Here is a 12,890-nt window from a genome sequence, read left to right as displayed (position 1 = left end):
AACCTTCTCATTGGTACAACCATCCTATACAAGTTTTTTAACCAGCTGCCATTGTTTATTCAAACGTTTATCGGATATGGGTTCGAGTGTACCGACCGTCTGCGCAAACAATGAAATCCTATATTCTTCTAACATCCAACGGTATTTCGTTAGTTCTGGATCATAAATTCCCTTTTTGATATGCGCTTGTTTTTGTTGATCATATTGAGACCAAAGCCCTTCGAGCTGTCCTACGAGCGCATTTTCTTTGTTTAGGTGGTTCTGAAAGCGCTCTAGTCGCACTTCAATTCCTTTAAAATAGCGAGGCAACTGCGACATCCAAAATAATGGTGTCGCACCTATAAATCCCGGGTAAATCAGGCATTTTAGTTGCGTGCTAATGTCTCCATAGACTCTCGTCCAAGGCAAAGGTATGTTGCCTTTCATTTTCTTCGCGACTTTTTGATACGAACTAAGCACCTTATACAGCTGCTCTGCCATGGTATTTGCTGTGAGAATAAGCCCTGCTTTATTATCGCTTAATGTTGCTTCAAATTCCGCTTTTGTCCGTGGCAAACGCTTACCATCGATAAACACTTTATCGAGTATCGCATTGATTAGGTCATCAAGTAGCATCTCTTTTTTTCCAATCGGAGAAAAAATCAGCAGAGATTCACGAACGTGAGGTAAGTTTTTCTGTAAATACTTCACCTCTTTATTTAATGTCAATCTTAGCAGAGCAATCACACCTTTTCTGTGCTCTTCTATCGCAGTTTGCTCATCATCGAACATTTTCAGCGACACTTCGCCAGTGTCATCCGCGTTTACCAACGCTGGAAATGCCGTGACAGAAATTCCGGCTTGCTTGATCTCCTTGCGTTCAGGTACGTCTTGATCTGGCCAATGCGTTAGTCCAACTTGCTCGTGTTTTTTCGTACCAAACTTAGCAAAACTCTGATCCACTAGCGCCGCAAACTTGTCCTGAAGCTCCGCTAGATTTTTCCCCTCGCCGATGACTTTTCCTCTTTCGTCTACAACTTCGAGGTTAAGCGTAAGGTGCGCATCAAGTTTTTCTTCAGCCCATTCGTTTAAAGGAATATCGATCAAGGTTTCACGTTTAATTTGGAGACTTAACTGCTCCAACAACGCTCCTTTTTCTTTCGACAAATTGGGGTAGATTCGGTCCACAAACTGCGGGATAGGCACAAAGCGCCTTCTCAATACTTTAGGCAGAGCACGAATCAGCGCTTCGCTGCGCTCTTTAATATAACCAGGCACGGCCCAACCTAAATCATCAAGGCTAAGCTGCCTTAGTAGGCCAACAGGCACTTTAAGTGTCGCACCATCTTTGGCTTTGCCCGGCTCAAATTGATAATCAATCGGCAGCGGGACGCCATTTAGCAAATAACTGTCTGGAAAGGCATATTCGTCTACCGTCACAGACTGATTAACAAGGTATTCTTTGCTCATCAGCAGCGCGTTAGGCGACTCTTTAGCGAAAAATTCGATGCCTTTTTGGTTGCGGATATTCTCCGGTAAATTTTCGTGATAGAACTGATAGACCGTTTCATCATCAACTAAGATGTCGCGTTTTCTTAGCTTTGCTTCCTGGCTCTCGATCTCATCCATCAATTTATTATTGTGGCGATAGAACATGGCTTTCGAACGCAGCTCGCGCTCGACCAATGCCTGCCTAATAAACACGTCACGCGCATCTTCTGGGTTAACATGCCCATAATCTACTCGGCGTTTTGGCACAATCACAAGACCATACAATGCAACTTGTTCGTTTGCCATCACTCGACCTTGATTGCGCTCAAAGCGCGGATCGAAGTACTGTCTTTTAACAAACGGGGCGGAGTATTCTTCGATCCATTTAGGATCAATCTTTGCCACCATACGGGCGTAGAGTTTGGAGGTTTCCACCAGCTCCGCAGCCATTATCCATTGAGGAGGCTTTTTAAATAACATCGAGCCTGGAAAAACCGCCAATTTACGGGAACGACAACCCAGCATCTCTTTGCTGTCTTCTAGCTTATTCGCGACTTGAGTGAATAACCCTGCCAATAGCGATTTGTGAATCGATTCGTAGTCTCGCTCATCTCTATTCGTTTCTTTAAATCCGAGCTGTTTGCACGCGATCATTATTTGTCTATGGATATCGCGCCATTCGCGCATTCGTAAAAAGTTAAGAAACTGCTTACGACAAAACTGACGCAGTTGGTTCTGAGAGAGCGCCTGTCTTTGGTCTTCAAATCTGTCCCATAAATTAAGCAACACGATAAAATCTGAATCTTGATCTTTGTCGACGGCATGCGCTTGATCAGATTGAGTCTTTTTGTCTTGCGGACGCTCGCGCGGGTCTTGAATGGACAGTGCACTTACGATCACCGCGATTTCTTTGAGCGTTCCCATCGTATTTGCAGCAATGATCATTCGACCAAGTTTCGGGTCGATCGGCAGTTTTGCGAGCTGTTTACCAATCTGAGTCAAACGCTCATTCTTTATGGCACCGAGTTCTTTTAACGCTTGATAACCGTCATTGATCAGGCGTCTATCTGGCATTTCAACAAAAGGGAATTTCTCCACTGCGCCGAGGCGGAGGTTGGCCATCTGCAATATAACGGACGCGAGGTTTGTACGAAAAATTTCTGGATCTGTAAATTCGGGCCGATTGATAAAGTCAGACTCTTCGTATAATCGGATACAGATACCATCCGCGACACGACCACAGCGTCCCGCTCGTTGGTTTGCGCTTGCTTGGCTGATTTTTTCAATCGGTAATTGCTGTACCTTTGACCGAACACTGTAGCGGCTGATTCGCGCTAAACCTGGGTCAATCACATAACGTATACCAGGTACCGTTAATGAGGTCTCCGCAACGTTCGTTGATAAGACAATACGACGACCACCGTGAGGTTTGAAGACTCTCTGCTGCTCAGCACTGGATAAGCGAGCATACAATGGTAGCACTTCGGTATTTCTAAACTCTGCGCGCCTTAACTGTTCAGCCGTTTCTCGTATCTCACGCTCACCAGGTAAGAACACAAGTATGTCGCCTGCGCCTCGATAACCTGATTGCCTTTCTTCTTCGATCAACATAGCAACGGCATCGCATATACCTTGTTCCATGCTTTGATCTTCGTCCAGCTCTTCGTAGTCCGATTTACTGAGTAACGGTTGATAGCGAATTTCAACAGGGTATGTTCTGCCCGAGACTTCAAAAACCGGTGCATCACTAAAATGCTTCGAGAAACGTTCCACGTCAATCGTTGCTGAGGTCACAATGATTTTAAGGTCTGGTCGCGATTTAAGAACGCGCTTTAGGTACCCTAAAAGGAAGTCTATGTTTAGGCTTCGTTCATGCGCCTCATCAATAATGATAGTGTCGTACTTTTGAAGAAATTTATCTTGTTGGATCTCAGCCAATAAGATCCCGTCGGTCATCAGTTTAACCAGCGTTGTTTCCTGACTTTCATCAGTAAAACGGACTTGATAACCCACGGCGGTGCCAAGTTCAACATTGAGTTCTTCAGAAATACGCTCTGCCACGCTTCGTGCGGCAATTCGTCTAGGTTGAGTGTGCCCTATTTGACCCGCAATGCCTCGACCTGCTTGCAAACACATTTTCGGCAGCTGTGTTGTTTTACCAGATCCGGTTTCGCCTGCAATAATAACCACTTGATTCTCTTCAATGGCTTTAACAATATCCTTGGCTTTTGCTGCAACCGGCAACGACTCGTCGTATTTAATGTCAGGCATCGACGCTTCACGCTCTTCAAACATCCGCCGAGAGCGTTCAATTAAGTTATTTAACTCGTTTTGAAGCTTGTCTGTTGGGCTATTTTCGGAAGATCGTTTGGATATTGTGTCAATTTTTCTCTGAATGGCGTGACGATCTTTCGCCATCAATTTTTCTTGTATGTCAGTATGCAATGCTAAACCCTAAATACATAAAAGCGCGCAAAGAAATATCGGGGCGCTTTTATTAGTCACTTTAATTAGCAAACATTCTACCTGATTTAAACAAGGGACGGGATAGTGCAACTTCTTTAAGACTGCGACTTTTATAAAATTGATCGTCTCTAAAGCAGACAAATGAGAATTTTTGCTATTTAGACATTTTTATCGTTATATTGGATTGAAAATACACCGTCCTGCCCCATCATAATGAAAACAAACATACAGAGGAAAAGGCTATGTCTGAAAAAGTATTTAACGACAACTCACTTACAATTGGCGATACACCACTTGTTAAATTGAATCGCATCGGAAATGGAAACATTTGGGCCAAGCTCGAGTCGAGAAATCCAGCCTTTTCTGTAAAGTGTCGTATCGGCGCAAACATGGTTTGGGATGCGGAAAAAAGCGGTGTTTTAACGGAAGGTAAATCGCTTGTTGAGCCCTCCAGTGGTAATACGGGAATTGCATTGTGCTTTGTCGCAGCGGCACGAGGCTATCCAATTACCATTACGATGCCTTCAAGCATGAGTCTAGAACGCCGCCAAGTAATGAAAGCTTTAGGAGCAACAATTGTCCTAACTGAGCCAGCAAAAGGCATGAAAGGCGCAATCGAAAAAGCAAAAGAGATTGCTGAAGACCCAAGCTTTGTGTTGCTGCAACAATTTGAAAATCCAGCAAACCCAGAGATCCATGAGAAAACAACAGGCCCTGAGATTTGGAAAGACACTGACGGCGAGATCGACGTTCTGGTTTCCGGTGTCGGAACTGGTGGGACGATAACTGGTGTTAGTCGCTACATCAAAAACACACAAGGGAAAGCCATTATCAGTGTCGCTGTTGAGCCAACAACATCGCCTGTGATCACTCAAACGCTAAATGGCGAAACACCAACACCTGCTCCTCATAAAATTCAAGGTATCGGCGCGGGCTTTGTTCCTAAAAACCTTGATCTGTCTGTTGTTGATCGTGTCGAGCAAGTCTCAAATGAAGACGCTATCGATATGGCAAAACGCCTAATGAGAGAAGAAGGCATTCTTTGCGGTATCTCATGTGGCGCTGCCGTTGTTGCAGCAGAAAGGTTAGCGGCTTCTGATGAATTCGCTGATAAAAAGATCGTTGTGATTTTGCCAGACTCAGGCGAACGCTATCTTTCTACCGCTCTTTTTGAAGGTGAATTCTCAGACAACGAACTTGTTCAATAAAGCACATAAAAAAGCTCAGCCACTAGGCTGAGCTTTTTTCATACAAGTCTGACTTACTATTTAACGACTTTTAACTGAAAGCCTTTTTCTGGCTTCGGTGGCTCTGGTTCAGGATCCAATTCCTCTGGCTCAAACGCTTCATCAGGAAATACAAGGCCATCACCGCTTTCTTTTGCGTACAAGGCCAATGCCGCTTCAATTGGAACGTACACCTGCATAGGTTTACCACCAAATCGCGCCTCAAAACTCACGCCCATTTTATCCATTAACAGATTGCGCACGGCCGACATACTAATATTTAAAACAATCTGTCCGTCCTGAACAAATTCTGTTGGAACGACCGCTTTCTCATGCTCTGCATCAACAAGTAAATACGGAGTCATATTGTTATCAGCTACCCACTCATAAGTTGCATTCAATAAATACGAGCGTTTTGGGATCATGTTTCAACCTCGGTAGTATAATAAAAAAGGGGCTTAGGCCCCTTTTGAAAAATATAAAAACTATAAGACGTATAGACGATCAGTCTAAACGCATTTCCTGTTCTGCTTCAGACAGGCTTTCTTTGAAAGACTCACGATCAAAAACAAGGTCCATGTATTTGTATAAACCTTTCGCCTGCTCTTTAGGAATATCAACACCTAGAATTGGCAATCTCCACAAGATTGGAGCAAGGCAGCAATCAACCATTGTGAATTCTTCGCTCATGAAATAAGGCTTCTCTTCAAAGATCGGAGAAACGTTAATCAAGCTTTCACGCAACTCTTTCTGAGCATTTTCAACAGCGTCTTTGTCTTTGCTCGTCAAAATCAAATCAACCAATACCGCCCAGTCTCTTTGGATACGGTACATGTAAAGACGGCTTTCACCACGCGCAACAGGATACACTGGCAACAACGGAGGATGAGGAAAACGCTCATCCAAGTATTCCATCATCACGTTTGGCTCGTACAAAGACAAATCTCGGTCTACTAAAGCAGGCAGTTCGTTGTATGGGGTAACTTCCACAAGCTCATCAGGTTTGTTGAAAGGATCAACATCAATAATTTCCACTGTTACCGCTTTTTCAGCTAATACAATGCGCACACGATGGCTGTAATGATCTTCCCCGTCAGAGAAAAATGTCATGGAAGAGCGTTTGGCAATCACACCCATGTAAAACCCCTATATAAAAACCAATGGAATCCCATTAATTGGGACGCAGAACTATTTATTCAAGCCTTTGAGCATGAAAATATACTTAGAAGTTTCTACTTCGAAATATCCTTCCAAAACTCTCTTTTGAGCAAATAGGCAATCAAACAAAATACGAGCAGGAATAATAACACTTTTGGGGCTAAAATTTCAGCTTCTAATCGACTAGGTTCACTTAAGTAAACAAAAAAATTCACTAAATCCTGAATCAAATCATTAAACTCTTGATCGGTCATTGTTCCTTGCTCAGTTTTTACTAAATTAAAACACGCTTCGACCTTATTTTGATTATCGCTTCCACATGACTCTTTCTCTAGGGTGCCTTGCATAAACGCCAATACGTTTGGCATTTTTACATTTGGCGCTAACACATTGTTGCTGCCATACAATTGAGCATCATCTTTATAAAATGAGTGAAGATATCGATACACCCAGTTGGGCTCTTTTTGAGAAGCAATTAAACTTAGGTCAGGAGGAACAATACCAAACACTTCTTTTGCTGATTCGAATGTCCAAGAGTTAGTAAGAAACGCACTTGTTGGTTCACTACCACCCAACCACTGATCTTTATATTCCTTCCATGAAATGTGTAAATCATCAGAAATACGCTTATGCCTAACGAATTCAGACTTATGGCAGCTCGCACAAAACTGCATGTAGGTTTCAAAACCTCGCTTAATCGAGGCTTGCTCGTGAGAAACGACATAGTCAGGAATATCATATCGCTTACCCTCCTCTGCCGCATAACTCAACAAAGAAAACGATATTCCACAGAAAGCAAGACTGCTAAAAAACGTTAGACGAAATAGAAATGAGATCACGTTATGCTGCGCTGCTTTCATTTTAGCTAGACCCTGTCCGGAACATCGTGACAACGCTCAAACCTTGTATACCAAGGCATAAACACAAAATAAGAGAAATAGACGACCGCAGATACCTGAGCAACCAGTGTTGTTAAGGCTGTGGGCACCATAACACCACATAGTCCCAATACCAAAAAGCTCGCAACAAACGCAGCCAACATAGACTGACTTATTTTTCCTTTGTAGCGCATCGCTTTTACTGGACTGCGATCCAGCCATGGTAAAAGCACTAATAAAAAGAGAGAAAGGAACATTAACAACACACCCCATAGGCGTGCATCAACACCAAACAAAGGAAACGTTACTGCCCGCAATATGGCGTAGAACGGCGCAAAATACCACAACGGGGCGATGTGCTCTGGCGTACTGAGAGTATTCGCTGGAGAAGCATTGTCAGGCTCAATAAAGTACCCCCAGAAATCCGGCACATAAAACACAACCACTGTAAAAGCGGTTAACATGAGCAAGACGTAAAATAGGTCTTTCACCGTATAGTATGGGTGGAACGGGATCGCATCCAATGGTTTACCATCACGCCCTATCAACGATTTTACGTCTATTCCTTTGGGGTTATTCGCACCCACATGATGCAAGGAAGCTAAATGAAGGTAAACAAGAATAGTAATCAGCAGCGGCACGCCAATGACATGCAAAGCAAAAAACCGCTTCAACGTTACTTCGGATACGACATAATCCCCTCGAATCCACTGAGCAATACTGTCACCTATAAAAGGTACGACTTCAAACAAAGACGTAATAACTTGCGCACCCCAATACGACATTTGTCCCCATGGAAGCAAATACCCCATAAACGCCTCCGCTGAACACAATACGAACAACATCCAGCCACATACCCAGACCAACTCCCGCGGTTGTTTATACGACCCATATAACATCGCCTTGAACATATGAGCATAAAGAACCGCGAATAAAAACGACGCGCCTGTCGTGTGCATGTGGCGAATGAGCCAGCCGTAGTTGACCTCCCTCATAATATATTGAATAGAATTAAACGCATCATCGACTGTCGCTGTATAACTCATGGTCAACCACAGACCCGTTATCAACTGATTGAAACACAGCACCAATGCGAAGACACCAAATACATAGAAGAAGTTAAGGTTTTTGGGGACGTAATACTGAGTAAGATGTTTTCGTAATGAAGATAAAATCGGCAAGCGTTCGTCGATCCACTTTAGCAGGTTTTTAGACATTATCGCCGTCTCCTGTTATTCCTATTTCGAGCACATCATCACTAATAAAGCGATACGGCGGCACTTCTAAATTGGTGGGCGCAGGCATATTTTTGTAAACCCTTCCCGCTAGGTCAAATTTAGAACCGTGGCACGGGCAGAAGAAGCCACCATACCAATCTTCACCCAATTCTTTAGAAACCATCCCTTCAGAAGCAGAAGACGCAATCAAGGGCCGGTAGTTTGGAGTACAGCCTAAGTGCGTACATCGACCAACATAAACAGCAATTTCTGGTCGGATAGAACGGAATGTATTTCGGGTGTTATCTGGCTGTTGTGAGCGACTGGATTCTGGATCTGCAAGTATAGAAACATGCTCTTCTAAAGCAAGCAAACTTGTTTTTGCCCTCCTTAAAACCCAAACAGGAAGGCCATGCCAAGCCACTGTCACGATCGCGCCCGGCTCAATTTTAGATACATCGACTTGGACGGGTAAGCGCTGTTGTTTCACTTTTTCGTTGGGTGCTAGCGCACAGACAAAAGGCGTAGCAACGCCTATTGCACTCGCCACTCCCATCGCGCCAGTGGCCCCAACTAAAAAACGTCTACGTGAAGATTGATGCAAATGACGAGACACTACTGGACTCCGTTCGTCATGAAAAGAATAAGGTTAGGAGATTATATACTTGATGAAACAGACTAAGAAAGCAAAGGATCAACCCAAAGACACTCTCTTATGATGCATTGCAGATATTCACTAAAAAGGGCTTCAAAAATCCCCCTCAGACCTAAATCCACAACTCTTTACGCAAAAGCAGTGCTAAAAATAGCGCAAAAAAAACGCCTGCATATGGCAGGCGTTTGTTCGAAATCCGAAAGCGAAAATATTAACGCTTAGAGAACTGAGGACGACGACGTGCTTTACGAAGACCAACTTTCTTACGCTCAACTGCACGAGAGTCACGAGTAACGTAACCGGCAGAACGTAGAGAGCGACGTAGAGTTTCGTCGTATTGCATCAATGCGCGAGTGATACCGTGACGGATAGCACCTGCTTGACCAGAGATACCACCACCTTTAACAGTGATGTATACGTCGAATTTTTCAGTAGCTTCAACAAGCTCAAGAGGCTGACGAACAACCATGCGAGCAGTTTCACGACCGAAGTATTGGTCTAGAGTACGGTTATTGATAACTAGGTTACCAGTACCTGCTTTAAGAAAAACACGAGCGGTTGACGTTTTACGACGACCAGTACCGTAGTATTGAGTAGCTGACATATTGACCTTCCGTATTAAATGTTAAGTTCTTGAGGCTGTTGAGCAGTGTGTGGGTGCTCAGTACCAGCATACACTTTCATTTTCTTGTGCATTGCGCGGCCTAGAGGACCTTTTGGCAACATACCTTTAACGGCAAGTTCAAGAACACGCTCTGGAGCGTGGTCAATCAACTTCTCGAAATTCATTGAACGTAAGCCACCTGGGTAACCAGTGTGACGGTAGTATTGTTTTGCAGCAGCTTTGTTACCAGTAACGCGAACTTTCTCTGCGTTGATAACGACGATGTAGTCGCCAGTGTCAACGTGTGGAGTGTATTCAGCTTTATGCTTACCGCGTAGACGGCGAGCGATTTCGGTAGCCAAGCGACCTAGAGTTTTGCCATCAGCATCAACCACGAACCAGTCGCGACGTACTTCAGCAGGTTTAGCAGTAAAAGTTTTCATTAAAAAAACCCTTTCAATTACATGCTTATAGCATGTCAATACCTATTATTATTGGTTAGTAGGTTGAATGCCCCACTAACGTACCGTGCTCAAAATAAGCGGTGCGAATTATACTTAAAATACAACCTATTAGAAAGCCTTTTAGCAAATAAAAGAAATAAATAAAAGACAAACACCTTCATCACCGATCAGTTGTAACGGTGATGAAGCAAAACCGCCGTCATTAAGGCCTATGCTCTAACGACAGATACTCTTCCGACTGCATCTCCAACAACCTAGAAACGGTTCTATCGTATTCAAAGGACAAACGAGTCCCTCGGTAAATATCAGGAATCGCCACCTCAGCTGAAAAGATAACCTTCACGTGACGGTCATAAAACTCGTCCACTAAATTGATGAAGCGACGAGCCATGTCTTCACGTGAAGTGTCAAATTGCGGCAAATCCGAAATAATAATGGTTGAAAACAGCTTCGCTATCTCTATATAGTCGACCTGACTGCGAGGCCCATCACAGAGCGCTTTGATATCAAACCAAGCCACATCTTCGCAACTTTTAATCAATGGAATATTGCGACCTTCTATCTCAATCGCGCCACCGATTTCTGTGCTAGCACTGTTTGGTGCCAAACTTTTAAAACGCTCTTCTAATGACGTTTTAGCTGCATCGTCTAACGGAAAATGATAGAGCTTAGCCTGTTTTAAAGTCCGCAATCGATAATCAACACCACCGTCTACATTCATCACACGTGTATGCTTATTAACTAAATCAATGGCTGGCAAAAAGCGTGCACGTTGAAGCCCATTCTTATATAGGCCATCTGGTTCAATGTTGGAGGTTGCAACCAACACTGTACCATTTATAAATAACTGTTCTAGCAAACCAGCAAGAATCATCGCATCCGTAATATCAGTAACGAAAAATTCATCAAAACACAGCACTTCTGCTTTTTCTGATATTTGCTTACCGACAATTTCCAATGGATTCTTAGTATCTTCGAGCTTACGTAACTCTTGATGTACCATCTGCATAAAACGGTGGAAATGCAATCGAAGTTTGCGCTCAGTTGGAAGGCACTCAAAGAACGAATCCATTAAGTAGGTCTTGCCGCGCCCTACACCACCCCAAAAATAAAGCCCTGTTTCAACGCTTATTTCTGGCTGCTTTTTCTTAAAAAGCCCGAACAATCCATTTCCTTTGTCACGCTTTGCTCTTGGCTTATTTGTAATTCGATCAAATAGCTCTTGTAGCGCTTCAACAGCTTCTTCTTGAGCCGGATCATAATTGAAGTCGGGGCGGTTAAGGTCTTCTTTGTAGCGAGATAAAGGCGTCATTATTCTATATCGTTGATTTAATGTAGGTATAAATTCTAACAAAATCATACGTAAACTAAAGCTTTATCTGTACTACCCAGAGGCCAATTCAGCTATAATCAGCATAATGATTTTTGGGAGTAAGTCATGAACTTAGAAGTTTTCGATATCATCGTATTTTTAACTGGGGCCGTTTTAGGCTTTATCATCGCAATTGTAGCTAAAAACGTTTCGCAAAAAGGCGCACAAAATCGCGCAGCGTCCAAAGGGTTAACTATTGATTCAGTACAACAAGAGCTCGATCGTAAACAGGTCATGGTTGATGACTACTTTACGGCAACAAACGAGCAACTTATTATGCTTGAGAAGCGCGTATCAGAGCTTCGCAAAAGCATAACAAAAGGAGCTGAGCATTTAAGCACTGCAACCATCAGCGCACAACCGACATCTATTGACGAATCTGACGTGGAAAAAGTTGCTGAAGCTCAACCACCAAAAGACTATGCGTCCAAAGAAGACAGTGCAGAAGGCATGTTAACTGAAGGCTATGGATTAAAACCTCAGCCATCAGAACTCGAACCAAACAGAAGCATTTAGCACAAACACAAAAAAAGAGGCTTTGCCTCTTTTTTTAGTTATACATCTTAGAAACGCCAATAACCCCTAAACAGCACACCTCCTATTCTTCGCTATGCAGGGTTATCAATATCAACAAACTCTGCATCCAACCCTAGCTCCTCTGAAATAAATTCAGCTAACCCCATAGGTCCGAACCGTTCTGTAGCATGATGTCCCGCTGCAATAAAGTGTATACCTAACTCACGCGCTTCGTGTATGGTTTTTTCAGACACCTCCCCCGTTATAAATACATCCGCATCACATTCTACTGCTTTCGTAATATAGCCCTGAGCTCCCCCTGTGCATAATGCCACTCGCTTAATGGCGGCATTGCTTGTCTGCTCAAACAAAACATCACGACCAACGGCCTTCTCTACACGCGCCTTAAAAGCCAAACCACTCTCAGGTTGGGCTAACTCTCCAACCAAACCAATGGATTCATTCAATGGCTTTCCTTGCTCAAGAGAAGAAAAGTCACTTAAGGACAACGCCACTGCGAGACCTGAATTATTTCCATAAGTTGGATGAGCGTCCAAAGGCAAATGATAGCCGAACAAATTAATGTCATTTTTAATCAAAGCACTAATCCTACGATACTTCATCCCTTTGATTTCTGGCGCTTCCCCTTTCCAAAAGTAACCGTGATGCACAACTAAGGCGTCAGCCTCTAATTCAATCGCCCTATCAATTAAAGCCTGAGACGCGGTCACTCCTGTAACGACTTTTGATATGGTATCCTTACCCTCAACCTGCAAACCGTTTGGCGCATAATCACGAAATAAGTGCGGGGTTAGCAAACTTTTTAAACGTTTTTCAAATTCAACTCGCTGCAAGGTAACTCCT

Annotated in this window: 12 protein-coding genes; 2 read left to right on the top strand and 10 right to left on the bottom strand. The window is 43.4% G+C overall.

The genetic code is table 11. The features are described from left to right. Positions 1 to 24: 24 nt before the first annotated feature. Positions 25 to 3,888, bottom strand: a complete 3,864-nt coding sequence (hrpA, locus tag MARME_RS09090; RefSeq protein ID WP_041647842.1) for an ATP-dependent RNA helicase HrpA — start codon at positions 3,886 to 3,888, stop codon at positions 25 to 27. A 290-nt stretch (positions 3,889 to 4,178) separates the two neighbouring features. Between hrpA and cysK the strand changes: the two genes are divergently transcribed. Next, positions 4,179 to 5,144, top strand: a complete 966-nt coding sequence (gene cysK / locus MARME_RS09085; RefSeq protein WP_013660962.1) for a cysteine synthase A — start codon at positions 4,179 to 4,181, stop codon at positions 5,142 to 5,144. A 56-nt stretch (positions 5,145 to 5,200) separates the two neighbouring features. Here cysK and MARME_RS09080 read toward each other — a convergent pair whose 3' ends face one another. From MARME_RS09080 to zapE, 8 genes are all read right to left on the bottom strand, one after another. Beyond that, positions 5,201 to 5,587 carry a ClpXP protease specificity-enhancing factor gene (locus tag MARME_RS09080; RefSeq protein ID WP_013660961.1) on the bottom strand — a complete coding sequence of 129 codons (387 nt, stop codon included), beginning with the start codon at positions 5,585 to 5,587 and terminating at the stop codon, positions 5,201 to 5,203. Between the two features lie 79 nt (positions 5,588 to 5,666). Then, complete coding sequence (locus tag MARME_RS09075; RefSeq protein ID WP_013660960.1) at positions 5,667 to 6,299, bottom strand: glutathione S-transferase N-terminal domain-containing protein; 633 nt, start codon at positions 6,297 to 6,299, stop codon at positions 5,667 to 5,669. A gap of 95 nt (positions 6,300 to 6,394) precedes the next feature. Further along, positions 6,395 to 7,180 carry a cytochrome c1 gene (locus MARME_RS09070; RefSeq protein WP_013660959.1) on the bottom strand — a complete coding sequence of 262 codons (786 nt, stop codon included), beginning with the start codon at positions 7,178 to 7,180 and terminating at the stop codon, positions 6,395 to 6,397. 5 nt (positions 7,181 to 7,185) lie between these two features. Further along, on the bottom strand, positions 7,186 to 8,415 hold the full coding sequence (locus tag MARME_RS09065) for a cytochrome b (RefSeq protein ID WP_013660958.1): 1,230 nt from the start codon (positions 8,413 to 8,415) through the stop codon (positions 7,186 to 7,188). Beyond that, positions 8,408 to 9,031: a ubiquinol-cytochrome c reductase iron-sulfur subunit gene (gene petA, locus MARME_RS09060; RefSeq protein ID WP_013660957.1), complete on the bottom strand. Its 624-nt coding sequence runs from the start codon at positions 9,029 to 9,031 to the stop codon at positions 8,408 to 8,410. The genes MARME_RS09065 and petA overlap by 8 nt, the downstream gene beginning before the upstream one ends. 250 nt (positions 9,032 to 9,281) lie before the next feature. Next, positions 9,282 to 9,674: a 30S ribosomal protein S9 gene (gene rpsI / locus MARME_RS09055; RefSeq protein ID WP_013660956.1), complete on the bottom strand. Its 393-nt coding sequence runs from the start codon at positions 9,672 to 9,674 to the stop codon at positions 9,282 to 9,284. Between the two features lie 14 nt (positions 9,675 to 9,688). Then, positions 9,689 to 10,117 (bottom strand): 50S ribosomal protein L13, encoded by a 429-nt coding sequence (gene rplM / locus MARME_RS09050; protein ID WP_013660955.1) that lies wholly within the window; start codon positions 10,115 to 10,117, stop codon positions 9,689 to 9,691. A 223-nt stretch (positions 10,118 to 10,340) separates the two neighbouring features. Next, positions 10,341 to 11,450: a cell division protein ZapE gene (zapE, locus tag MARME_RS09045; protein WP_013660954.1), complete on the bottom strand. Its 1,110-nt coding sequence runs from the start codon at positions 11,448 to 11,450 to the stop codon at positions 10,341 to 10,343. A 126-nt stretch (positions 11,451 to 11,576) separates the two neighbouring features. On the opposite strand from zapE, the gene MARME_RS09040 reads away from it, so the two are divergent. Next, on the top strand, positions 11,577 to 12,026 hold the full coding sequence (locus MARME_RS09040) for a ZapG family protein (protein WP_013660953.1): 450 nt from the start codon (positions 11,577 to 11,579) through the stop codon (positions 12,024 to 12,026). A gap of 92 nt (positions 12,027 to 12,118) precedes the next feature. On the opposite strand, the gene MARME_RS09035 is transcribed toward MARME_RS09040, so the two are convergent. Then, complete coding sequence (locus MARME_RS09035) at positions 12,119 to 12,880, bottom strand: Nif3-like dinuclear metal center hexameric protein (protein WP_013660952.1); 762 nt, start codon at positions 12,878 to 12,880, stop codon at positions 12,119 to 12,121. Positions 12,881 to 12,890: the final 10 nt, after the last annotated feature.

The sequence above is a fragment of the Marinomonas mediterranea MMB-1 genome, assembly GCF_000192865.1.
Classification (GTDB): Bacteria; Pseudomonadota; Gammaproteobacteria; order Pseudomonadales; family Marinomonadaceae; genus Marinomonas; species Marinomonas mediterranea.
The sequence above is the reverse complement of the archived record's forward strand: the minus strand, read 5'-3'. Positions and strand labels throughout refer to the sequence as shown.